This window comes from Pseudomonas sp. TNT3 (assembly GCF_010095445.2).
Lineage (GTDB): Bacteria > Pseudomonadota > Gammaproteobacteria > Pseudomonadales > Pseudomonadaceae > Aquipseudomonas.
The window spans coordinates 1-22459 of record NZ_WFGV02000073.1 but is presented as its reverse complement, the minus strand read 5'-3'; the positions used below and the strand labels follow the sequence as shown (position 1 = coordinate 22459).

The 22459-nt window shown below is 59.5% G+C and carries 21 protein-coding genes; 12 read left to right on the top strand and 9 right to left on the bottom strand.

The annotated features are described in order from the left end of the window. Both GBC55_RS27065 and GBC55_RS27060 read left to right on the top strand, forming a co-directional pair. Positions 1 to 268: collagen-like triple helix repeat-containing protein (locus tag GBC55_RS27065; protein WP_178114347.1), on the top strand; the 268-nt coding region annotated here is incomplete at its 5' end. A 138-nt stretch (positions 269 to 406) separates the two neighbouring features. Next, positions 407 to 2077 (top strand): ShlB/FhaC/HecB family hemolysin secretion/activation protein, encoded by a 1671-nt coding sequence (locus tag GBC55_RS27060; protein ID WP_162440651.1) that lies wholly within the window; start codon positions 407 to 409, stop codon positions 2075 to 2077. A 111-nt stretch (positions 2078 to 2188) separates the two neighbouring features. Here the strand turns inward: GBC55_RS27060 and GBC55_RS27055 are convergent, their stop codons facing one another. After that, a complete protein-coding gene (locus tag GBC55_RS27055; protein WP_162440650.1) occupies positions 2189 to 2602 on the bottom strand; it encodes a response regulator in 414 nt (137 codons plus the stop codon). Positions 2603 to 2666: 64 nt separating this feature from the next. Then, positions 2667 to 2873: a Flp family type IVb pilin gene (locus GBC55_RS27050; RefSeq protein ID WP_162440649.1), complete on the bottom strand. Its 207-nt coding sequence runs from the start codon at positions 2871 to 2873 to the stop codon at positions 2667 to 2669. 329 nt (positions 2874 to 3202) lie between these two features. On the opposite strand from GBC55_RS27050, the gene cpaB reads away from it, so the two are divergent. The 8 genes from cpaB to GBC55_RS27010 are packed head-to-tail and all read left to right on the top strand — an operon-like array spanning position 3203 to position 10634. Continuing rightward, a complete protein-coding gene (gene cpaB / locus GBC55_RS27045) occupies positions 3203 to 4147 on the top strand; it encodes a Flp pilus assembly protein CpaB (protein WP_162440648.1) in 945 nt (314 codons plus the stop codon). An 18-nt stretch (positions 4148 to 4165) separates the two neighbouring features. Then, positions 4166 to 5386, top strand: a complete 1221-nt coding sequence (locus GBC55_RS27040) for a type II and III secretion system protein family protein (RefSeq protein WP_162440647.1) — start codon at positions 4166 to 4168, stop codon at positions 5384 to 5386. Continuing rightward, positions 5383 to 6573: a pilus assembly protein gene (locus GBC55_RS27035; RefSeq protein ID WP_162440646.1), complete on the top strand. Its 1191-nt coding sequence runs from the start codon at positions 5383 to 5385 to the stop codon at positions 6571 to 6573. The genes GBC55_RS27040 and GBC55_RS27035 overlap by 4 nt, the downstream gene beginning before the upstream one ends. Beyond that, a complete protein-coding gene (locus GBC55_RS27030) occupies positions 6570 to 7844 on the top strand; it encodes a CpaF family protein (protein ID WP_162440645.1) in 1275 nt (424 codons plus the stop codon). Before GBC55_RS27035 ends, GBC55_RS27030 begins: the two co-directional genes overlap by 4 nt. Positions 7845 to 7861: 17 nt before the next feature. Next, entirely contained in the window at positions 7862 to 8746 is an 885-nt protein-coding gene (locus GBC55_RS27025) for a type II secretion system F family protein (protein ID WP_162440644.1), read from the top strand. Between the two features lies 1 nt (position 8747). Then, on the top strand, positions 8748 to 9638 hold the full coding sequence (locus GBC55_RS27020) for a type II secretion system F family protein (protein ID WP_162440643.1): 891 nt from the start codon (positions 8748 to 8750) through the stop codon (positions 9636 to 9638). Between the two features lie 11 nt (positions 9639 to 9649). Beyond that, entirely contained in the window at positions 9650 to 10357 is a 708-nt protein-coding gene (locus GBC55_RS27015) for a tetratricopeptide repeat protein (RefSeq protein WP_162440642.1), read from the top strand. A gap of 16 nt (positions 10358 to 10373) precedes the next feature. Continuing rightward, positions 10374 to 10634 (top strand): DUF3613 domain-containing protein, encoded by a 261-nt coding sequence (locus GBC55_RS27010; RefSeq protein ID WP_162440641.1) that lies wholly within the window; start codon positions 10374 to 10376, stop codon positions 10632 to 10634. A 152-nt stretch (positions 10635 to 10786) separates the two neighbouring features. Here the strand turns inward: GBC55_RS27010 and GBC55_RS27005 are convergent, their stop codons facing one another. From GBC55_RS27005 to GBC55_RS26995, 3 genes are all read right to left on the bottom strand, one after another. After that, entirely contained in the window at positions 10787 to 11101 is a 315-nt protein-coding gene (locus tag GBC55_RS27005) for a DUF6124 family protein (RefSeq protein ID WP_162440640.1), read from the bottom strand. Between the two features lie 2713 nt (positions 11102 to 13814). Next, positions 13815 to 14597, bottom strand: a complete 783-nt coding sequence (locus GBC55_RS27000) for a response regulator transcription factor (protein WP_162440639.1) — start codon at positions 14595 to 14597, stop codon at positions 13815 to 13817. 117 nt (positions 14598 to 14714) lie between these two features. Next, positions 14715 to 15185 (bottom strand): prepilin peptidase, encoded by a 471-nt coding sequence (locus GBC55_RS26995; RefSeq protein WP_162440638.1) that lies wholly within the window; start codon positions 15183 to 15185, stop codon positions 14715 to 14717. A gap of 74 nt (positions 15186 to 15259) precedes the next feature. Here GBC55_RS26995 and GBC55_RS26990 point away from each other — a divergent pair, with 74 nt between their 5' ends. Together GBC55_RS26990 and GBC55_RS26985 are read left to right on the top strand one after the other, a co-directional pair. After that, positions 15260 to 15700, top strand: coding sequence for a TadE/TadG family type IV pilus assembly protein (locus GBC55_RS26990; RefSeq protein ID WP_162440637.1), 441 nt, complete (start codon positions 15260 to 15262; stop codon positions 15698 to 15700). Continuing rightward, positions 15697 to 18438 (top strand): ATP-binding protein, encoded by a 2742-nt coding sequence (locus GBC55_RS26985; RefSeq protein WP_162440636.1) that lies wholly within the window; start codon positions 15697 to 15699, stop codon positions 18436 to 18438. The genes GBC55_RS26990 and GBC55_RS26985 overlap by 4 nt, the downstream gene beginning before the upstream one ends. On the opposite strand, the gene GBC55_RS26980 is transcribed toward GBC55_RS26985, so the two are convergent. The 4 genes from GBC55_RS26980 to GBC55_RS26965 form a co-directional block, all read right to left on the bottom strand. Beyond that, complete coding sequence (locus GBC55_RS26980) at positions 18435 to 20291, bottom strand: pilus assembly protein TadG-related protein (protein ID WP_162440635.1); 1857 nt, start codon at positions 20289 to 20291, stop codon at positions 18435 to 18437. The two genes, GBC55_RS26985 and GBC55_RS26980, sit on opposite strands and share 4 nt — an antisense overlap. 347 nt (positions 20292 to 20638) lie before the next feature. Beyond that, a complete protein-coding gene (locus tag GBC55_RS26975) occupies positions 20639 to 21196 on the bottom strand; it encodes a DUF4136 domain-containing protein (protein WP_162440634.1) in 558 nt (185 codons plus the stop codon). Positions 21197 to 21250: 54 nt separating this feature from the next. Beyond that, positions 21251 to 21877, bottom strand: a complete 627-nt coding sequence (locus GBC55_RS26970; RefSeq protein WP_162440633.1) for a DUF4136 domain-containing protein — start codon at positions 21875 to 21877, stop codon at positions 21251 to 21253. 12 nt (positions 21878 to 21889) lie between these two features. Beyond that, positions 21890 to 22459 (bottom strand): methyltransferase (locus GBC55_RS26965; protein WP_247267019.1); only part of this gene is annotated, 570 nt, incomplete at its 5' end.

Genomic DNA, 22459 nt, shown 5'->3' with positions numbered 1-22459 from the left:
CATCGGCACAGCGACGGGTCTGGGCGCCACGGTCAACGGGCTGACGACCCAGGTCGGCGGCGCGGTGGGCAACCTCGGCAGCGCCATCGCCACCAGCACACCGAACCCCGTCGTAACGGCCGTCGGCAACACCGTGACCACCGTGGGCAGCACCGTCGGCGCCGTAGGCACACTGGTCACTGGCGGCACCGGTGACACTGGCACAACCGGAGGTCTTGGCGGCTTGCTGGGTGGGCTGACCGGAAAACTGAGCGGCAAGAATCGTTGATATTGCACCCGGCCGATTCGACGGCCTTATCTACAGCGCCTACGCTTGGTTGAAGGCGGAAGATTCGAAGGAGTCTTCCGCTTTTTCTTTGGAACATGATGATCCAGGCGAAGTTGTAAATTGAACATGGAGTGTCCTATGCGCGTCTTGGCAAGCCTGTTGTTTTTGACCGTCAGTTCATGCGTTCTCGCCGATACCCTTCCCAGCTTCCTCAACAGCAACGAAACCAACCGCAACCTTCCCGTACCGAACCTCCCGGCCGACGCTTACCGTCCCACCACCGCTGCGCCCTCGGTGCCCGAACCCGGTGCAGCCCAGAATCAGCCGTTGATGATGAACACCCGCGTCAACCTCAAAACCGTGCAGATCGAAGGCGGAACGATTTATCCGCTCAGCGAACTCGCCACGCTCTACCAGCCTTTGCTGGGCCATGAAACCAGCCTCGCCGATCTGATCGAAGCGACCCGCAGCATCACCCGTCGCTATCAACAGGATGGCTACCTGCTGTCCTACGCATTCCTGCCGCAGCAAACGTTCAGCAATGGGGTGGCCCGAGTGGTGTTGGTAGAGGGCTATATCAAGGACTATCAATTGCAAGGTGACGTCGGACGGGTCAAAGGCCTGCTCGACAAACTGGTGGCCAAACTGCAGGCCGAACGTCCGCTGACGCGCAAGACCTTCGAACGCTACACCACGCTGATGAGCCGCATCCCCGGCGTGACATTGCAGGCGCAGGTGCCGCCGCCGGGCACCACCGATGGCGCGGCTTACCTCGTCGCCCAGGCCAGTCGCAAACCGTTCACCAGTACCCTGAGCACCACCGAAAACAATCGCAACAGCCTCCAGGCGCTGCTCGGTGTCAGCAGCAATTCCCAGACGGCCATGGGCGAACAATTGAGCCTCAGCGGACTGTTTCCACCGGGGGACGATCACGAGCGTTACTACCGCCTGGACTACAACCAGTTCCTCAATACCGAGGGCACGCAATTGGCGCTGTCAGCCTCGCGTTACCGCGCCGATCCCGGCACCAACGTAATGACCGACAACGGACTGGAACTCAAACCACACCGCGAAAACGATCGCTATTCCATCGGTTTCAGCCACCCGCTCATTGCCTCGCCCAACGAACTGCTCAGCGCCGGTGCGAGGTTGTACGCGGTCAACGACAAGACCCGCTATCAGGTCGTTGGTTTTCCGCTAAGCGTCGACATCAACAGCGACATCCGCGCCCTGGCTTTCGAAAGCGACTGGCGCAAAGCCGATGCCAAACAACTGCGCATCATCAGCGGTGGCGTGTACCAGGGCATCGACGGCATGGGGGCGAAAACCAACAACAGCGATCTCGACCTGGACTTCTTTCGACTGCGGTTATCCGGTGTGCAGAGCGACAGGTTTTTCGAGAACTGGCAGGGGGTTCTTTCCGGTGCGTTGTACTGGAGCGACGACACCCTGCCCGACAGCGAACGCGCCGTGTTCGGCGGGCAGAATTTCGGCCGTGGCTACCCCGATGATCAGGCTTCCGGAGACAAGGGTTGGGGCGTGGCCTATGAGGTGAACTACAGCTTCAACCGCGATTGGAATTGGGTGCGGACAGTGCAACCGTACGTGGTGCTGGATCGTTCGAAGACCTGGTTCAACGAGCTGGCGGTCAAGGGCAACAACCTGTCATCGGCAGCGCTTGGACTGCGTTTTGGCGATGCCAAGTACTACAACATTGCCCTGGAAGCAGCCAAGCCGATGTCGGACGAAGCGTTGGACACGTTCAACCGCAAACCGAGGTACAGCATCAGTTTCAGTTATCAATTGTGAGGTTGAATGCGTACTCGCGTAGGAGCTGCCGCAGGCTGCGATCTTTTGATCTTGTTTCTAATGCAAGATCAAAAGATCGCAGCCTTCGGCAGCTCCTATGTGGATTTGTGTTCAGTTGATGACCCGGTGCAACTGAGGCTGTGGAAACAGATTATTGAGCGTCTCCAGCAACCGCACGTGATAGATCGGCTTGCGAAACAGGTCGAGCACCTGAAGGCGCAGCATGTCACTGACATCCTCCATGTCCGCGTGCCCGGACGTGACGATCACCGGCAGATGCTGGCGTGACGTGTGCTCGCGCAGGCGCTTGATCAGCGACATGCCGCTTTCCTCCGGCATGCGCAGATCAGTGATCACCAAGGCAATATCAGGATGGCGGGTCAGATGATGCAGGGCGAGTTTGACCGACGTCGCCGTAAAGCAACAGAAGCCCTCGCCCTCCAATAGTTCAGCCAGTTCCAGCAGTGCATCCTCTTCGTCGTCGACCAAAAGCAACTGCTGGCGTGGCATTGAAATGACTGTCATAGGGTGTTCCGAAACCAATGGACCAGGTTGAACCACAGTAGCTCATAAAACCCAGATCGGAAGGTTAAGGTGTGGCTGGTGCAGCAGGACGTGCGTCGATGAGCGCATCCCGGAGTCCGGTAAAAATATCAGTCACCTCTTTTGATATCGGGGTAATGAACACCACAATCACGGCCGCAACCATCGCCGCCACAATCGCATACTCTATCGCCGAAGCCCCTTCAGTGCTTTCAAAAAACACGCGAACTTTCACATACAGTTTGAGGAACATCTGACAACTCCTTGGGCCCTCGGGCGCCGGTATCACGGGCGATGACATGATTGCTCCGTGCCACCAGAGCATTGTCAACAAACCCGACCCCAGCAACTGTAAGAACGGATTAATCACTAAGTATTAGTCCTGTTTCTGGCGCCAGGAAAAACCCGTCATTTCGGCCACTTCGCAAACTTTGCCAGATATTTTCACCGAGGCTAATGGCGTTTCGCCCTAGCTGCGCTACCGTCAAATAGCGAAATAGTTGGAATGTTCATAGCTGCCTGAGCATGGATTACACCGTCTGGATAACGGTCAATTCTTGCAGCAGGAAAGGGAGAGCCGTCATGAACAGTCGCTTCACCATGGGCCTGGCCGGGCTACTGCTTATCGGCGCCGGCGTTGCCGGATACTGGGGTTTGATGCTCAGCCGTACCCCCGTTGCCGAACCCGTCGCCACGCCAAGTGCTGGCATTGCCCTCGAAAAAACCGTGGCCACCGCCGAAGACCAGACCCGCCAACCGGTGGTGGTCCTGGTGCACGACGTTGCGCCCTTCACGCCATTGACCGCCGCCGATCTGGCCGTGGAAAAACTTCGCAGCGCCCCGGCGGGCAGCCTGAGCAGCATCGAGCAAGCCGTCGGCCGCACGCCTTGGCGTTCACTCAGTGCCGGCACCTGGCTGAGCGAAGACAGCTTCGAAGCCGGTGGAACACTAGCGCGCATGATCCACAGCAACGAGCGTGCGCTCGCGGTGGCGGTCGACGAAGTGATCGGTGCTGCCGGTCAGTTGGCACCGGGGGACTACGTCGATGTGCTGCTGTTCTTGCCCCAGGGTGCGAGCAACCTGCAACAGTCGGCACAGATCGTCGTCCCGGCCATGCGCGTGCTCGGCGTTGGCGATCAACTGGGCCTGACCAATGACGGCAAGCCGGCATCCCCCGCCCTGACCGCCGAAGAAAAAATCAAACAGGAACAACGCAAGATTGCCGCGCGAACCGTGCTGCTGGCGGTCCCGGAACCGCTGGTGAGCCGATTGATGCTGGCGACACAAGTCGGCACCTTGCGTCTTGCGGTGCGCAGCGCAGAAGAGCAGCGCCTGGCCAAATACTGGGCTGGAGAAAACGACGCGTCAGGGCATCTCGATGCGGCGAACAGCAGCCTGTTTCAGTTCACCCAACTGGCATTGGGTGGCGCGCCTAAAACACCCGTCGGCAACCCTGTTCGCACCGCTGCAACCCGCCCTGCGGTGGAAATTATTCGCGGTAATCAGGTTACGCAACAAACCCCATGATCGAGCAAGGATAGCTACATGCCCAGTCGTTCCATGCCGCTGTTCTACCCGTTGCTCGGTTGCTTGATGTTGTCGACGGTGCCTGTCGAAAACAGCTTCGCGGCTGCCAGCAATTGCACCGCACTGAATCCGTTACCCGCTGTTCTGGAGGTGGGCGAAGGCTTGCAACAGGAGCTGCAGTCACCAGTGGCGATCACGCGACTGGCGGTGGGCGATCCGAAAATCGCTGACGTACGCACCACGGGCAACAGTGGTTTTCTGCTGACAGGTGTCGCACCCGGCGCGACCAGCCTGATGGTCTGGACCGCCTGCTCCACTTCGCCCCGCCAGACCATGGTGTTCGTTCAGGGCAAAGCGACCGCCGCGCTCACCGCCGCCACATTGCCCTCCGAAGACGAATTGCTGCCCTCGCAAGTGCAGACCGACATCCGCTTTGTAGAAGTCAGTCGGACCAAACTGAAGGAAGCGTCGACCTCGATTTTCGGCACCCGCGGCAACTTCCTGTTCGGCGCGCCCAGAACCTTGCCGACGATTGACGGTGTGGTCCAGCCCCGACTGCCAGTGGACAACGGCCAGTTCAACATTTCATGGATCGGTGGCAAAACCATGGTGATGATCAACGCCCTGGAAGGCAGCGGCTTTGCCTACACCCTGGCGCGCCCGAGCCTTGTAGCGCTGAGTGGCCAGAGTGCGAGTTTCCTGGCCGGTGGCGAAATTCCGATCCCGGTGCCCAGCTCCGGCAGTGACAACGTCTCGATCGAGTACAAAGAGTTCGGCATCCGCCTGACGCTGACCCCAACGATTGTCGGGCGCAATCGCATTGCCCTGAAAGTCGCGCCTGAAGTCAGCGAGCTGGATTACAGCAACGGTGTGAATATCGCGGGCACGGTGGTGCCGGCGCTGACCGTGCGGCGCACCGACACCAGCATCGCCCTGGCCGATGGCGAAAGCTTCGTGATCAGCGGCTTGATCAGCACTCGCAACAGCTCACAGGTAAACAAGTTTCCGGGCCTGGGCGATATCCCGATCCTCGGGGCTTTTTTCCGTGATCAGAACATCAACCGCGAAGAACGCGAGCTGCTGATGATCGTCACCCCGCACCTCGTTCAGCCGTTGGCGGCGAACGCGCAATTGCCCTCGCTGCCGGGCGAGAAACTGCGCAACTACGACCCGAATTTCTATCGCATGTACTTCCTCGAAAACGGCAACTTCGATAAACGCAGCGGGTTATCGCAATGAGCCAGAACCTGAGTCAGACCTTCCTGGCGATCACGCGCAACAGCACCGACCTTGAGTGGCTGCAAGGCGCCCTCGCCCCGTTGGGGCAGGTGGTCAGTGCAGGCGGGGGCAGCCTCGACGAGCTGTTGGCGCTGGTCGACGTCACCTTCGCCAGCCTCGTCTTCGTCGGCCTCGACCGCGAACACGTGGTGGCCCAAAGCGCGCTGATCGAGGGTGCACTCGAAGCCAAACCGATGCTGGCTATCGTGGCGTTGGGCGATGGCATGGACAACCAGTTGGTGCTCAATGCCATGCGTGCAGGTGCGCGGGATTTTGTCGCGTATGGCTCGCGTTCCAGCGAAGTCGCTGGGCTGGTGCGGCGCTTGAGCAAACGCCTGCCACCCGTGGCGCCCAACACTCAACTGGGTGGCCTGACAGTGCTTTACGGGATTCAAAGCAATGCGGACGGCGCGCTGCTGACCACCCACCTGGCGCAAGTCGTACAAAAAAGCGGTCAGCAGACGCTGTTGCTGGACCTGGGATTGCCCCGGGGTGACAGCCTGGCGCTGCTCGGGCTGGAGAGCTCGTTTCACTTCGGAGATGCCTTGCGGCATCTGCGACGCCTGGACGCGACGCTGATCGACAGCGCCTTCACCCGGTGTGACGTCGGGCTGCGGATCCTCGCGTACGCCGGTAACGATGAACCGCTGGAGCACACCAGCGCCGCTGAGTTGTACATGCTGCTCAGCGCCCTGCGCCAACACTTCCAGCACATCGTGGTGAACCTCACCGGACAACCGGACAGTGAAGCGCTGCGCACCTTTGTCAGCCACTGCGACAAGCTGCTGTGGTACACCGATCAGAACGTGCTCGACTGCCGTCGCAACCTCGCAGTACTCAATCTCTGGCGCGAAAAAGGCATGAAGCTCGACCACTCGAAATTGCTGGTGGACCGCTACCTGCGCAACGTCGCACCGGACGCCGAGACCCTGAGCAAGAGTTTCGCGATGGAGACCATTGCCACCCTCGCCTACAGCCCTGAGGTGCGGCTCAACGCCAAAAACCAGGGCATGACCCTGTTCGAACTGGCCCCACGCGAAGCCCTGACCCAAAGCCTGCGCACCCTGGGTGAACGCCTGGCCAAACGCTCCGAAGGCCTGGCCAAACCTAAAACAGGCTGGTTCAACCGACTGAGGGGTGCTCAATGAGCAGTGAAAAACTCTTCGGTGCGCCAACGCGCGGACCGGTCGGCAACACCGACCACGAAGGCCTGAAGCTGGTGCTGCACCGGTACATCATCGATGCCATCGAAGAGTCCGGCAAAAACCTGCTGGAAGGTTCCCGTCAGGTGCTGTCGCAGTTCGTGATCGACAAGATCGCTGAATACATTGCCCGACTGCACCTGGCGATTTCCCGTTATGAGATGGAGCGTCTGGCCGAAGAAATCGTCGACGAACTCACCGGCTTCGGCCCGCTCGAAGTGCTGCTGCGCGATCCGGCGGTGACCGAGATTCTGGTCAACGGCCCGCACCGGGTGTTCATTGAACGCGACGGCGTGTTGCACCAGAGCGATCTGCGGTTTATCGATGCACATCACGTCGAGCGCGTCATGCAACGCATCCTCGCGCCCCTCGGTCGACGCCTCGACGAGTCCTCGCCCATGGTCGATGCACGGCTGCCTGACGGCAGTCGGGTCAATGCGATTATTCCGCCGATTGCCCTCGACGGCCCGTGTTTGTCGATTCGAAAATTCCGCAAAGACATGCTCAAAAGCTCGGACCTGATGGCGATGCAAACCATCGATCAGGCGATCTTCGATTTCATCCAGGAAGCCGTGGGCAGGCGCTGCAATATTTTGATCAGCGGCGGCACCGGTACCGGCAAGACCACGCTGCTGAACATTCTCAGCCAGCTGATCAACCCTCACGAGCGTCTGGTCACCATCGAAGACGTTGCCGAATTGCAGCTGGGCCATCCACACGTTGTGCGCCTCGAAACGCGACCGCCAAACGCCGAAGGACACGGTGAAGTGAAAGCCAGCGATTTGATCCGCAACGCACTGCGGATGCGCCCGGACCGGATCATCCTCGGCGAAATTCGTGGCGTCGAAGTGGTCGACGTCCTCACCGCCATGAACACCGGCCACGACGGTTCCATGAGCACCGTGCACGCCAACAACGCACAAGATGCACTGTTGCGCCTGGAGACGCTGGTGGGCCTGACCGGGCGCACGATTGCCGAACGCACGCTGCGGCAAATGATCTGCGCAGCACTGGACGTGGTGATCCAGCTGACGCGCATGCCCGATGGTCGCCGCTGCGTCAGCGAAGTCGTCGAAGTGGTGGGTATTCGCGAAGACGTGTACGTCACCAACACCCTTTTCCGGCTTGATCGACGCACCGGTTTCGGCTTCCTGCGCGAGGCGGTCAATCCCGCTGGCGACAAGCTGCGCCGCGAGTCGGCCTTGCCGCACAACTGACCGCGAGGCGCCTGCCCATGATCGGCCCTCTGATGCTGTGCCTGATGTGCGTGTTGCTGCTGACGTTTTCGATTCGCCTGTTTTACCAGGGCCTGCGCAAGACCGGCACCGAACGGGTACTCAATCGGCTGGCTCAGGGTCAGCCGGAACTGGAGCCGGCCAAAAGCTCCTGGACCGGGCTGGAGCGGGCCTTTTTGCGTGCGGGGCTTGGCCGCCCGACAGAGAAACTGGGCCTCTGGCTGGCGCTGTGGGCCCTGTCGATGTTGCTGGGTTTTGCGGTGGCGAGCTGGAGCGGGTTCTTCCTGTTGCTGGTACTGCCGCCATTGGCGTTACGGGTGTACGTCTCCTGGTGCTATCGCCGGCGGATTCGCCGAATCGTAGAACAACTGCCACAGCTTCTGGACCACACCGTGCGCAGTCTCAAATCCGGTCGCACCCTCGCAGATGCGGTCATGGGCGCCATCGACGTCAGCGAAGATCCACTGAAAGCTGCCATGGGACGGGTCCAGCGCAACGTGCAACTGGGCGTGAGCCTGCCGGAAGCGGTGAGCGATTTTGCCGAATTGTATGAGCAGGACGAACTGCGCATGTTCGCCCTCGGGCTGAAGGTCAATCACCGCTACGGTGGCAACGCGAGTGAGCTGCTGGAAAACCTCATCAAACTGATCCGCGAGCGCGAACAGGGCGCCCGGCAACTGCGCGCGCTCACCGGCGAAACCCGCATGACGGCCTGGGTGCTGGGGTCGTTGCCGCTCATCCTGGTGAGCTATTTCATGCTGGTCAATCCTGGCTACATGCTTGGCATGTGGAACGACGCAGGGGGCCGGCAAATGCTCATGATCGCCGCCAGCCTGCAAATCATGGGCTGCCTGGTGCTCTGGCGCATGTTAAGGAGCATTTGATATGGCCACGGCACTGATCATCAGTTCGCTGCTACTGCTCGCCGCCATGCTGCTGGTAGTGGGCGATCTGTTTGCGCGTCACCGTCGGGAACGCCAGATCAACCAGCGCTTGCATGGCCAGATGGTGCGCGACAATCGCTTAGGCAGTTGGCTACGCGTGCTCGGCGACAGCAAGCTGGGACAGCGCAGCGTCAGCCTCGACAATGAAACCCAAGTGCTGCTCAACCGCGTTGGATGGCGCCGCGCCCGGCAGCGCTCGATCTTTGCAGCCTTGCAGGTCGGCACGCCGCTGTTGGTGGCCGGGCTGGTCTTCCTGGCGCAAGAGTTGTTTTATCCCCAGGTGAAGACGCACTGGATCGCGCCATTCTTCGGGCTGGGCATCGGTTACCTGCTGCCAAAACGCTTGCTGGCCTATGCGGCCAAACGACGCCAGAAACAGATCGCCGTGGAGATTTCCACACTCATTCCACTGCTACGGATCTTGTTCGAATCGGGGATGGCCGTGGAGCAGGCCCTGCGCGTCTTGAGCACCGAAGCCCGGAAACTGTTGCCGCAGGTGACTCAGGAACTGAGCCTGATTCTGGCCCGGGTGGACTCGGGTCTGGAGCTCGGGCAGGAATTGAACAAGGCAGCCAATGTGTTGGCCATCGATGAATTCACCGACACCTGCATCATCCTTCAGCAACTGATCCAGCAAGGTGGCGGCGCAATGAAATCCTTGCTGTCGCTCAAGCAGTTGCTCGACGATCGACGCCTGACCAACCTGCAGGAATACATCTCGAAAATGTCGGCCAAGATGTCGGTGGTGATGATGATATTCCTGTTCCCCGCCTTGTTGATTGTGCTGGCAGGCCCGGGATTTACCGCCATCGCCCGCGCGTTCGCGTCCTGAAGAGGTTCTTGATGAAAATACTGTTCGCTGCCCTGAGCCTGCTGATGCTGAGCGGGTGCGCCACCAACGGCCAAGCGCCCTGGTCGGCCCTGACCACCTCGAGCTGCGCTAAACCCAGCGCCGATCAGGAGCTGGCACTGAACCTGGCCGATGACATGGCCAAGGACGGCAAGCTGCACGCCAGCCTCGCCAACCTGCAAAACCTGCCGGACAACCTGGCCGATGTGCGACTGCGCAAAGCCCGGGTCTACCGCTTGCTGGGACGCAGCGAAGCGGAGCCGTTGTACCGCAGCCTGCTCGGCAGTTGCCGTGCTGCCGAAGCCGAGCACGGCTTGGGGCAACTGGCGGCAGCACGTGGCGACAACGGCCTGGCCCAGGCACATCTGCAGCGAGCGGCGCGACTGTCGCCGACCGACGAAAAAATCCGCAACGACCTGGGCGTGGTCTACCTCAACCAGCTACGCCTGGACGACGCCCGCTTCGAATTCCTCACCGCCATCGAGCTTAAACAGAGCGATCAACTGGCGGCCGTGAATCTGGTGGCGTTGCTGATTTACCAGGATAACTGGCAGCAAGCCGGCGAAGTGGTCAGCCGTGCCGGCCTGAGCCCCGAACAGTTCAGCGACGCCCAGGCCCGCGCCGAAAAACTCAAAACCCCCACCACCCCGCGGCCGTCCAGCAGCGGCCAGGTGGCGATCGTTACCGACGTCACGAAGTAGTGGCCAGGAGAACAAAATGAAGCTGATCCTTCTGTGCAGCCTGGGCCTGCTAAGCCTCCCAGCCCATGCCCTCGACCCCGGCCCCTCATCACCTCAACAACAGGAAACCGAAGGCTGGCTGACACTGCAAAGCCGAAACCAGGCCGCCTCCCACACGCCACAAACCGCCTCGGCGGCCGAACGGGAAAAAGCCATGGCGCGGTTCCTGAAAAGCTTCGAGCACGAGATACCGGATTTTTATGGACAGGACACGGCGGGGACGGTGGAGGGGAATTGATGCGCGCAGTTGCTGGTTACCCCAATTCCTGTGGCGAGGGAGCTCGCTCCCGCTGGGCTGCGAAGCGGCCCCAAAAATAGTCGCGACTACTGCGCAGCCGAGCGGGACGGTGCGAAGCTTCGACAAGCTCCCTCGCCACAAAAACTCAGCATTCAGTCTCGCGGATCGAGGTTGTCCAGAGCCTGATTCACCGCCAGATCGGCCAGCATCACCACCTGTTGAATACCCAACAGCATGCTGCGCTGCGGCCCATCCAGAAAGGTCGCGAAATCACTGGCCATGATGCTTGCCGAAGCCAGGGATTCGCAGGCATTTGCCAGCAGGCTTTCAGTGTCCATGTCCGCGACGATTGCGTACATTTTGCTGGGGCTATGGGGTTTTGAGTTTTTCAGAATGGCGGCTTTGAGGTCGCGGTGGGATGCAGTGGTGGTGGTTGATTCGGGGGGATTGGGGGTTGGTTTTGGCATGGTAAAATTCCTTGATTGATGGAGCCGCCACGATCCGCTGCTAAACGAATAAGGGTGGCGACTGTGCACGGGTTAGCAGACCAGGAATCAAGGAACCCGGCGCACCGAAGTGCCCCACGCACAGCCGCCATAACGCAAACTGCCTGCGTTATGACACGCCTTGATTTATCGCTGGGCTGCTAAACCCGATCGCTGAATTGACAGCGACGAGCAGACGATAGAGTCCAGTTACAAGGCGCACAAGCCGGCGGATTCTGGCGTAGATGTAGGCAACGGCGCAAGGCGATGTAGCCCGTGCAGGTCCTACAAAATTCTCCTACAAATACCGATCTTTGTGGCGAGCGAGCTTGCTCGCGCTGGGTCGCGAAGCGGCCGCAAAAGCCTTACCGCGTTTCATCAGACAGACCGTGTTGATTATTCCTACGCAGTAAAAATCGGTGAGATGCTAAAAAAATGCGTTGCCGTAAGGGCGAACCCTAAGCCGCCGTTACCGCAGCAATGGATATGTACACCTGCAAGAGACAAGTCGGCTGTCAGGCCGCCATCGCTGGCAAGCCAGCTCCCACAGGGATCGGGTACATCCGCATGAATCTGGTCGGTCAATCGGCCGCTATCGCGAGCAGGCTCACTCCTACAATAGATCGAGTAGACCTGCATGAATCGGATTGGCTGTCAGCCCGCCATCGCTGGCAGGCCAGCTTCCACAGGATCGAGTACAGCCGCATGAATGGGGTCGGCTGACAGGCCGTCATCGCGAGCAAGTTTTGCTCCTACAGAAGATCAAAAACAAGCCACCACCCAGCGCCGTTGCCCTTCACCACTCAAGGCCGATCGTTAACTCGCCTGAAAGCTTTTGATCTTGATCCGGCTTTTGATCCACCCGCCCCGTCGGGAGGCCGAGTGGAGGTGTTCATCTGGGGGGCAGGTGCGAAGCGCCGTGCGGCGAAGCCGCACACATCGAGAGGAGGTCGTCGCGAAGCAGACCGTAGGCGATGCCCCCAGATGGACACCGGAGCGAGGGAACACCGAGCTTTAGCGAGGTGCCGTACGCTTGGGGCGAGCCTTTTTGGGTACTTTTTTGGCGTTTGAAAAAAGTGCCTCGCCGTAAGGGCGAAACCCTAAGTGGCCGTTACCGCAGCAATGGATATGTACACCTGCAAAAAACTGGTCGGCTGTTAGGCCGCCATCGCCGGCAGGCCAGCTCCCACAGGAATCGGGTACATCCGCATGAATCTGGTCGGTCAATCGGCCGCTATCGCGAGCAGGCTCACTCCTACAATAGATCGAGTACATCTGTATGAATCGGGTCGGCTGTCAGGCCGCCATCGCTGGCAAGCCAGCTCCCACAGGGATCGGGTACATCCGCATGAATCTGGTCGGTCAATCGGCCGCTATCGCGAGCAGGCTCACTCCTACAATAGATCGAGTACATCTGCATGAATCGGGTCGGCTGTCAGGCCGCCATCGCTGGCAAGCCAGCTCCCACAGGGATCGGGTACATCCGCATGAATCTGGTCGGTCAATCGGCCGCTATCGCGAGCAGGCTCACTCCTACAATGGATCGAGTACATCTGCATGAATCAGGTCGGCTGTTAGGCCGCCATCGCTGGCAAGCCAGCTCCCACAGGGATCGGGTACATCCGCATGAATCTGGTCGGTCAATCGGCCGCTATCGCGAGCAGGCTCACTCCTACAATAGATCGAGTACATCTGCATGAATCAGGTCGGCTGTCAGGCCGCCATCGCCGGCAGGCCAGCTCCCACAGGGATCGGGTACATCCGCCTGAATCTGGTCGGTCAATCGGCCGCTATCGCGAGCAGGCTCACTCCTACAATAGATCGAGTACATCTGCATGAATCGGGTCGGCTGTCAGGCCGCCATCGCTGGCAGGCCAGCTCCCACAGGGATCGGGTACATCCGCATGAATCTGGTCGGTCAATCGGCCGCTATCGCGAGCAGGCTCACTCCTACAATAGATCGAGTAAATCTGCATGAATCGGGTCGGCTGTCAGGCCGCCATCGCTGGCAGGCCAGCTTCCACAGGATCGAGTACAGCCGCATGAATGGGGTCGGTTGACAGACCGTCATCGCGAGCAAGCTTTGCTCCTACAGAAGATCAAAAATAATCCACCACCCAGCGCCTTTGCCCTTCACCACTCAAGGCCGAGCGTTAGCTCGCCTGCAAGCTTTTGATCTTGATCCGGCTTTTGATCCACCCGCCCTTTCGGGAGGCCGAGTGGAGGTGTTCATCTGGGGGTCAGGCGCGAAGCGCCGTGCGGCGAAGCCGCACACATCGAGAGGAGGTCGTCGCGAAGCAGACCGTAGGCGATGCCCCCAGATGAATACCGGAGCGAGGGAACACCGAGCCTAAGCGAGGTGCCGTACGCTTGGGGCGAGCCTTTTTTTGCTTACTTTTTTTTGGCGTTTGAAAAAAAAGTGAGTCGCCGTAAGGGCGAAACCCTAAGTGGCCGTTACCGCAGCAATGGATATGTACACCTGCAAAAAAGGGTCGGCTGTCAGACCGTCATCGCTGGCAAGCCAGCTCCCACAGGGATCGGGGTACATCCGCAAAAGAATGGTCGGCTGTCAGGCCGCCATCGCCGGCAAGCCAGCTCCCACAGTGGATCGAATACATCCGCATAAATCGGGTCAACCAACAGGCCGTCATCGCGAGCAGGCTCACGCCTACAAAAAGCGCAAGCAGCTCAAAGGTCAGTGCGCCGTAACCCTCTGCCGCAAGCCAGAACCACTGGGCGACAGCGCCAACGCCAACTGCGTCCGATTATGCATATGCGTCAACCGCAACACCTGCGACACATACAACTTCACCGTGTTCTCGGTAATCCCCAACTCACACGCAATCTGATAATTCGTCTGCCCCTTACCCACCAACCGCGCCACGTCCAGTTGCCGAGGAGACAGCTGATTGAAAATCGAAGGAATCTCCAACCGATCCGCCTCACTCAAACCAGCGCCCGAAGAACCCCGCGGCGAAGGACTGCGCCGAACCTTGTCGAGGTCCTGGTACAGATCATCGATGGACTCGGAAAGGTACTGCAGCTTCTGATTCAAATGCCCCAACTGCAGGCCCTTTTGCCGCTCCTGCAGCGCCACCATCTGACGGTGCAAGCCCTGCAGCAACTCATCAAGATCAATAGGTTTCTGATAGTAATCGGCAAAGCCTGCACGCAATGCCTTGATGACATCCTGCTTGTCAGCCCGGCCGGTCAGCATGATCGCCTCGAACACCCGATCTTTGCCCGCGATTCGCAGCAACTCCTTGACCAGTTGAATGCCATCCATGCCCGGCATGTGCAAATCACACAGCACCAGGCCGATATCCGCATCTTCAGTGAAACATTCAATCGCCTGTTGACTGGTCTCACAGGGAACACAGCGATATCCACTGCTCTCGAGAAACTCGTTAAGTTCTTCCACGATCAATGGCTGATCGTCGACCACAAGGACTTTTACTACCGAGGTGAGCTTGTTCACGTGTTACTCCATGCCGACGCCAAAACCTGGCCATTCCTGTACCGACAGCCAAACGCTGTACTACTACGAATGACTTGAAAGTAGACGACTTTTTCGGTCTGCACACAGAGTAAGTGACTAGCGGATCCAGGCCATCGTGAGTGCCGCCCCCACCAGAACGAACGGCGCAAAGGGTTGTTTTTTTGACATTTCAGGTCCCATGTATCGCAAGTGCCCTCTAAGTGACTGACCCATATAAAGCCAGACTTTTGGCGAAATCAGCAGCCACAAAACACTCGCGACACCGGCCCCGATAAAAGTACCCAGAACATGCATACCGTCCGTCGCAAGCGCCAAAGCTGTCACTAATTTCACATCCCCGGCGCCCAGGCGTCCCATCCAGTAGCCTGGCAGTGTGAACGCCAGCGCCAGCAAAAAAGCCTGACCACCCTGCCTGGCCTCAGCGCCCAGCCAGGTGTTGCCTGTCCACAGCAACCAGGCCAGCGCCAACGCACCAACCCCCAGCGTCAGGGCATTGGCGATGTGCCGCTCCCGAGCATCCTGCGCCGCGCAAATCATCAGCCAGATCAGTAGAAAAACGCTCTGCATAAGTAAAAGCCGTCCGTTTTGGCTGAATGATTCTATGCTGACATTACGTTGTGATTGTCAGGGTAGACGCACACATGAAAACCGCCCTCCCTCGCCAGCAAAAAGGCGCCGCAGCCATCGAATTCGCGTTGGTGTTCGTGATTTTTTTTGCCGTGCTGTATGGCGTGCTCAGTTACAGCCTGCCGCTGTTATTGATGCAGTCATTCAACGAGTCGACCGCCGAAGCGGTTCGCCGCAGCGTGGCCGTGGACCCGACAACCGCCAACTACAAACAGGCTGTCGAGAAAGTGGCGACAGATGTGCTGACCCAACGATTGTCTTGGATTCCGGCCGGGCTGCAATTCAGTGTCCCCAACCATGCCAAGGCGGTTTATGCGGCCGGTGTTTTGACCGTCAGCATCGATTATCCCAGCAGCAAATTGAACAACGTCCTGCCCACCTTGGTGTTGCCGGGGGTCGGGTCGGTGCCCAACTTGCCAACGACGCTCAGCGCTCAATCGAGCCTGCAGTTTTGAGCAGTGGTGACACGCTCTTCGGGCGTTTACTCCAGCGACAACGGGTGGCTCCACCGATTGCACCGGACACGGTGAGCACGCCGGGCATCGGTCTACAAGTCCACCTGGACGCCCACGGCGGCGTCATTCACTTAACCGGTCCGCTCAGGCATGCGCTCGCCCAGCAAACACCTCACGCACACCCCGCGCCATTAACCAGCTACCTGATGCCCGACAGTTGCCTGTCCGTCGAAGGGACGCCCGAGGAGTGGCTGGGACACAGCCTGGACCTCGACTTTCAGGGGCTCGGCGGACAGCCCCTGCACCTGCGCGGATGGGTTCAGCCGCTGGCAGATACCTGGTTGCTGCAACTGCTCGACATCGGCGATCTGTTGCTGGAACGCCGACAGGCACGCATTCGCGAGCAATGCCAACAGCTGGCAGCACAGGCCAATGAACAACTGCGTTTGTGCAGCCTGGCGCGCCTGCCCGAGGTGCTGACGGAGCAATTGCAGTGCGTGGCCCAGCGCTTTCAGATTCCCAGCATCGCCATCGCATTGCTCGATGAACAGGGCGATGGCTGGCAGGTTCTTCACCACTACACCGCCTTCGACGCGCCCGATCTTTGGCACGACAATCAGCGCCTGGGCACCCGTCTCGATAGCTTGAACGGCTCCGCGCCCCAGCAACTCAGTCGCAGCGAGCACCCACGGCTACAAAGCCTCTTTGGCAACGCCGATGGATTCGTCGTGCCTTATCACGATGCGCAAGGCGTGGCTGCCTGGTTGCTGTGTGGTCTGTATCCGGCGCAACAGCGTGCGCCTGACATGCATGATCGCGATTGGCTGGACCTGACTGCCGCGCTGGCCGCTCCCCTGCTGGAGCGTTTGCGCGAGCACCGTCACCGCCTGCAACTGGAACGCATGGAGTCGTTGCAAACGTTGCTCGGCACAGGCTGGTGGGAGCTGTTCGACGACACTGAGTCGGTTCATCTGGCCCCTTCGCTGGCGAGCACTTTAGGGCTCGGTAACGCGCAACTGTCACTCCAGGAATGGCTCGATCACGTGCACCCCGCCGAACGCGAAGAATTGAACGCGCGCTTGCAAGCCCTGCAAAACGACAGCGTGGCGTTGTCGCTGTGCGTACGCCTGCATCGCACCGATGCCGCGCAAACACCGATCTGGTATCGCCTGCAGGGCCAAGCGGTGGGCATCGGAAAACACCGGCGTCTGATCGGGTTCATGCTCGACATCAGCGACATCAAGAACCAGCAGCAGGATGCCGCAAAAGCGCACGCGCGCCTGGACAACCTGATCGCCAGTTCACCTGCGGTTATCTACGTGCAGCGCTATGCCGAAGGGGTGTTGCACCCGACCTTTTTCAGCGACAGCCTGTTGCCTCTGCTGGGATTGTCCCTCGCCGATTGCAGCGTCGGAGCGCTGGTGGAGCGGATACACCCGGAGGATCGCGATCAGTACTTCGAACGCACACGCCTGTTGCTGCGCGAAGGTTCGGTGCGTGCCCGCTATCGGTTGCGTGACAGTCGCGGTGATTACCATTGGCTGCTGGATGAAGCCAAATTGCTGCGCGATGACCTCGGGTTGCCGGTCGAAGCAGTTGGCCTGTGGCTGGACGTCACCGAAGCGACCCTGGCGGCCGAGCAGGTTAAACAAAGCGAAGAGCGCTATCGCATCCTCGTGGAAGATTCACCGGCCATGATCTGCCGCTACCGCCCGGACCTGACCCTGACATTCGGCAATCGACCGTTGGCGACTTACCTCGAATGCCAGCCCGAACAACTGCCCGGCGTGAACCTCGGCAGTTGGATGTCCACGGAACAGCGTGAGGCGTTTCTTATGCGGCTAAGTGATCTGAGCCCTGAATGCCCGGTGAGTAGCGCGGAAATCAGTTTGCAACTGCCGGGACGGGAGCACGCCTGGTGGGTCTGGTCGGATCGCGGGGTGTTCGACGAGCAGGGGCGATTGCTGGAGGTTCAGGCCGTGGGCCGCGACAACACCGAAGTCCGGCGAACCCAGCAGCAACTGACTCAAAGCGCAAAAATGGCCACCCTCGGCGAAATGGCCACGGGCCTGGCCCATGAAATCAACCAGCCGCTGAATGTGATGCGCATGGCCATCGTCAATGTGCTCAAACGTCTGAGCAGCGGTGATGTGCAGATCGACTACCTGACCGACAAGCTCAACCGCATCGATGCACAGGTCCAGCGTGCCGCGCGGGTGGTGGATCACATGCGCGTGTTCGGCCGCCGTTCCGAGATCGAGCAGCATCCGTTCAATCCGGCGCACGCTATCGAAGGCACACTGTCGCTGCTGGCCGACGGCATGCGCGGCAAAGGCGTGGAGTTGCGAGTCAGCGAGGTCGACTTCGAAGTGCAGGTTCGCGGTTATGTCGATCAGTTGGAGCAGGTGTTGATCAACCTGATGGTCAACGCCCGGGATGCACTGCTCGCGCAACGTGAAACGAATCGTGAGCTGGAGCCGTGGATTGCAGTGCATGCCGAACGGGATGCGCAGCATGTACGACTGTGGGTCGAGGACAACGGCGGCGGTATCGATCCAAGGTTGCTGGAGCGCATATTCGAACCGTTTTTCACCACCAAACCGGTCGGTGTCGGTACCGGGTTGGGGCTGTCGGTGAGCTACGGGATTGTCGAGAACATGGGTGGACGGCTCAGCGTCAGCAACTCGCCGCAAGGTGCGCGGTTTTGTATTGAATTGCCGATTTTGCTGGAAAACTAAATCACCAGAAACGCTTTGCCGGTCTGGCCGCAGCTCAGGTTGGCGCTCACTTGGCTTTTCGCGACATCGATTCCCAGCGTCTGCATGACCTTGTTCAGCAGGTTGTCCAACAGTGGACTCAGGATTGTGTTGAGGGTCGATGTCAGGAGGTCCAATACGCCATCAACAATGCTCAGAAGTGTTTTGAAAACCAAAGCCAGAAGGCCGGGATTGAACGTCGGTTCGTGAAGGGTCAGCTTCACGCCACTGACTGATTTGGACATGCTTGCAATTGGATCGGTCGCTACCAGTTTGTAGGGAGGTTCAGAACCCGGAAGCCCCATAGCCGGAGGGTTGATGAAGGTGTGGTTGGCAGTGCTTTGTAAGGCTGGGACGTCGATCTTTATATCTGCGCCGCCACCGGCATACGCAACACGCGCGCAGGTGAAGCAGGGCTTGAAGCCAATGTCTAAAAGCGGCAATGCGCTGACTGTCATGGGCGATGTGGATGAAGCCCAATCAGACGTGACTCGGCCTACGCGTAGCCGAGCCGCCTCCGTGGTTGCCTTGACCGTCAGACTTTTGTTGGTGTCGCTGACACAGGTGAAATCGGTGACATACACGTTGCCTCCACCCGCTTCAAGACTGATATCAAGGTTCGGATCGGGCAGCACTCGCAAATCCAGACCTAATAACCCCGTGACGACGGATAACAAGTCCGTCACTACGCCCACCAGGTTTGTCACAAGAGACAAATCGATGGTTACCAAGGTCCTGACTTGTGCTGTGCGCACGTAAATCCTGTTTGCCCCCAAAGGATCCAGCTTGGCAAGCGCCGGATTGCCGATCACAGAAAACTGCGGCGGCTCGATGACTCTTATTTTCGCCGTGGCACCCAAGCCAAGTCCCAGCAGGCTGACCGGCAAATTCGCCGCGACCGCATTCTGGCTGTTGCCGAATTGGACGAACCCTTGAACCAATTGAAAGACGTTTAGATCGGCATTCAACGCAGAGGAATTTCCACCTGTCTGGAGTTTGAGAATATCGCCTATATGCAGGGTGCCAGGGTTGACCGCCACGGAGGTCAAGGCATTGAGCCCCGCAACGACATCTGCGGTTGCACCGTTGCGCGTCGCAACGGTAGCAGCGGCCTGAAGCAATTGTTTGATCGTGGCGTCAGCAGCGAGAAGCCGATCGTAATCTCCGGCCGTCACCCGTAAATCAACGGCCAGCTGATTCAAGTAATCCAGCAAATTGAGGTGCGCCGATAACAACCCATTCCAACTGGCCACCGTCAGGTTCACCGAACTCCCCAACAGGGCTGAAAAAAGAGGGTTAAGCAAACTGACATCGGCGACGGTGCTTCGGATACTCAATTGAGCCGTGGGTGGCAATGGCGCCGCGGCAACCGCTGTCGCGCTGAGTGTTGTATCGAGACTGACGGGACCGCTGGAAAACAAGGCCAAAACACCGGCGGCCAAACTCGTGAGGACGGTATGTCCCGCGACTACCCGCACGGCGGAAGACTTGTCCGGGTCAACGTTGAACGTGCGCAAAGAGTCGGCCCCGGTCAGCAGGAAGCCGCATTGAGTGACCAGTGTTTTATCGATAGCGGCGACAAAGTCGTTGCGCGCGGCACTTTGCCGGACAAACGTTGCCGCCGAAAGGCCAGCTTTGCAGTTACCCCCTCGGCTGACCGCTTCAAGCGCAGCCACATCAGCCACCCGTTGCAACTTGCGCTGCTCCAGGTACAGCCGACCGCTATCGACCACCAGCAACATGAACATCATCGCCAGGCCGAGGGTCAGCGCCGCCATCAAACCGATCGCGCCGCGTTGAGCGGTCGGGCCGCGAAACTGCATGCGGGGAGACATCGCGCACTCCTTTGCCGGCGTACTGCCGAGGATTACCTCCGTGGGTAAAAATCAGTGTAGACAAGGGTTGGAGAGGTTGCTGGCAACTCGCTATCGCGCACAGGAAAAGCTCTCACAAGAGCAGAATACTGTTCACTGAGACGAACTTCAGACGAGAAAAATACTGTGGTGAGGGGATTTATCCCCGTTCGGCTGCGCAGCAGTCGTAAAGTTTTGGGGCTGCTTCGCAATCCAACGGGGCGGTGCGACGTTCTCTAAATCCCCTCGCCACAAATGTAAGCGTTCAGCTTAAGTGAACAATATTCCCTTTGGGAGCAAAGCTTGGCTCCTACGAGGGTTGCGCTGAATTACTTGGGCGGATAATTGGCCAATATCCGTCCGACCGTTTCGCGTATCGCGTTGCTGCGATCGGTCGGGTTCGGGGAGCGGGCGAGCATCTGCTCGTCACTGCCACGCCACACCAGCTTGCCGTCCTTGCCATCAAGCAGGTCGATCTGGATCGTCGCCACTTTGTAGGTAATGTTACGGGTTTCGTTGTACATCGGGCCGCCGTAGTAACCATTCCAAGGGCCACCCCAGGCGCCGCCGTAATTGGTGGTCACCTGTTGCTGGCGCTCTTCAATAATCAGATAAGTCTGCACGCTCAAGTCACCTCGAGTGCCGGCAGCGGCTGGACGCAGGCCGCGTTGATCGAGCTGCTCGCTCACCGACTGGCGAATGCGTTGCTCGGTAAGGTCACTCTTGATCCGCGGGTCATCAGGACGATATTGCAGGGCGGGGTCTTTCCAGCTCCAGCTGCGGTAGGCGGCAAAGTCGCGGCTGGCGTCGAAGTCGTGATTGACCTGATCCGAGGCGCAGGCGCTGAGCAGCGCAACCACAACCAGTAAAGCGAGTCGGCGGAACATGATTTTTCTCCGGAGAACGGCATGAACCTGCGCAATGCTTCTTATCTACAGAAGCTAACTGGGAGGATACGCCGACATGGCCTTTTCCACAGCCGTCCTGATCGCATCCGCTCGCGCACTTTGAGTGCCCGTATCGCTGGTTTCTGCGCTGGCGCTCCACACCGGCTGGCCACTTTGTGCGTCGAACATATCGACGTGCACGACCACGACCTGTTCCTGGTAGGTCCGCACGATCGGCACGCTGTTGTAGACGCCATAACCGCTGCCACAGCAATGGTTGTATCCGCCGTATCCACCACCGTAATAACCGCCGCCGTAATAGTCGTCCCGTACCTGGCGCAAACGGGTTTCCACACGCAGGTCGGCGCTGACGAACAGGTCGGCCGGGCGATTGTCATGCAAGGGGCGCAAGCCGCGCTGATCGAGGGCGTTGCTGACGGCTTCGGCAACCTGTGCGGAATCCGCCCACGCAGTTCCCGGCGGCAGTTGCCCGTTCAACCAGGCCCAGCTGCGGTAGCGTCCGTAGTCACGAGGGGGTGCCGGGTAGGCGCTGCGGTCGAAGGTCGTGGCCGCTTGCGGGGGTGCGGGCGGCAAGGGCCTGGACGTGGCCACATAAGGATTGCTGCCCTGACAAGCGGCCAAGCCCAGACAGAACACCAGTAACCCTGAACGACTTTTCATTTCATGCTCCGATCAGACCGGCCGACAGATCCAGTGCAAGTAGCGCCCAAGCCCGGCAAAGCTTGGGTGACGACGGTGAGCCAGCTCCATTTCAAGCAGGTCCACCAGCTCGACGCGGGCCTGGAACTCCACCGGCATATAGTCGTGAAAAACCCGGACCCCGCTCTGTGTTTCGACCCGCCACAGGCTTTCAAGTTGCGCCGCGAGTTCGCGCGGATCAAGGGGCTGTTGGGGGGTGAGGCTCTGCTTTTCGCCGGCCATGTCGTTCTTGCGCATTTTGCGGAAGTGACCTTTGAGCAGGTTGCGATAGACCAGCGCGTCGCGGTTATAAAACGCCAGGGACAACCAGCCGTCAGGTTTGGTCAGCTGATGCAGCACGGGCAGGATCGCGTGGGGTTCGGCCAGCCATTCCAGAACGGCGTGACACAACACCAGGTCATAGGGTTCGGTGAGCTGGCCGAGCAGGTCCTGCCAGGGGGCTTGAATGAAGGTGGCGTTCTGGCCGGCTTCGGCGAAGCGCTGGCGAGCACCTTCGAGCATGGGTTCGGCGGGCTCGGCGAGCGTGACGTCATGGCCGCGCTG

What these genes read in the sequence shown, in the direction of transcription:
- GBC55_RS27060 (WP_162440651.1), top strand. Translation starts at nt 407, where the DNA reads ATGCGCGTCTTGGCAAGCCTGTTGTTTTTGACCGTCAGTTCATGCGTT.
- GBC55_RS27055 (WP_162440650.1), bottom strand. Translation starts at nt 2,602, where the DNA reads ATGACAGTCATTTCAATGCCACGCCAGCAGTTGCTTTTGGTCGACGAC.
- GBC55_RS27050 (WP_162440649.1), bottom strand. Translation starts at nt 2,873, where the DNA reads ATGTTCCTCAAACTGTATGTGAAAGTTCGCGTGTTTTTTGAAAGCACT.
- cpaB (WP_162440648.1), top strand. Translation starts at nt 3,203, where the DNA reads ATGAACAGTCGCTTCACCATGGGCCTGGCCGGGCTACTGCTTATCGGC.
- GBC55_RS27040 (WP_162440647.1), top strand. Translation starts at nt 4,166, where the DNA reads ATGCCCAGTCGTTCCATGCCGCTGTTCTACCCGTTGCTCGGTTGCTTG.
- GBC55_RS27035 (WP_162440646.1), top strand. Translation starts at nt 5,383, where the DNA reads ATGAGCCAGAACCTGAGTCAGACCTTCCTGGCGATCACGCGCAACAGC.
- GBC55_RS27030 (WP_162440645.1), top strand. Translation starts at nt 6,570, where the DNA reads ATGAGCAGTGAAAAACTCTTCGGTGCGCCAACGCGCGGACCGGTCGGC.
- GBC55_RS27025 (WP_162440644.1), top strand. Translation starts at nt 7,862, where the DNA reads ATGATCGGCCCTCTGATGCTGTGCCTGATGTGCGTGTTGCTGCTGACG.
- GBC55_RS27020 (WP_162440643.1), top strand. Translation starts at nt 8,748, where the DNA reads ATGGCCACGGCACTGATCATCAGTTCGCTGCTACTGCTCGCCGCCATG.
- GBC55_RS27015 (WP_162440642.1), top strand. Translation starts at nt 9,650, where the DNA reads ATGAAAATACTGTTCGCTGCCCTGAGCCTGCTGATGCTGAGCGGGTGC.
- GBC55_RS27010 (WP_162440641.1), top strand. Translation starts at nt 10,374, where the DNA reads ATGAAGCTGATCCTTCTGTGCAGCCTGGGCCTGCTAAGCCTCCCAGCC.
- GBC55_RS27005 (WP_162440640.1), bottom strand. Translation starts at nt 11,101, where the DNA reads ATGCCAAAACCAACCCCCAATCCCCCCGAATCAACCACCACCACTGCA.
- GBC55_RS26995 (WP_162440638.1), bottom strand. Translation starts at nt 15,185, where the DNA reads ATGCAGAGCGTTTTTCTACTGATCTGGCTGATGATTTGCGCGGCGCAG.
- GBC55_RS26990 (WP_162440637.1), top strand. Translation starts at nt 15,260, where the DNA reads ATGAAAACCGCCCTCCCTCGCCAGCAAAAAGGCGCCGCAGCCATCGAA.
- GBC55_RS26980 (WP_162440635.1), bottom strand. Translation starts at nt 20,291, where the DNA reads ATGTCTCCCCGCATGCAGTTTCGCGGCCCGACCGCTCAACGCGGCGCG.
- GBC55_RS26975 (WP_162440634.1), bottom strand. Translation starts at nt 21,196, where the DNA reads ATGTTCCGCCGACTCGCTTTACTGGTTGTGGTTGCGCTGCTCAGCGCC.
- GBC55_RS26970 (WP_162440633.1), bottom strand. Translation starts at nt 21,877, where the DNA reads ATGAAAAGTCGTTCAGGGTTACTGGTGTTCTGTCTGGGCTTGGCCGCT.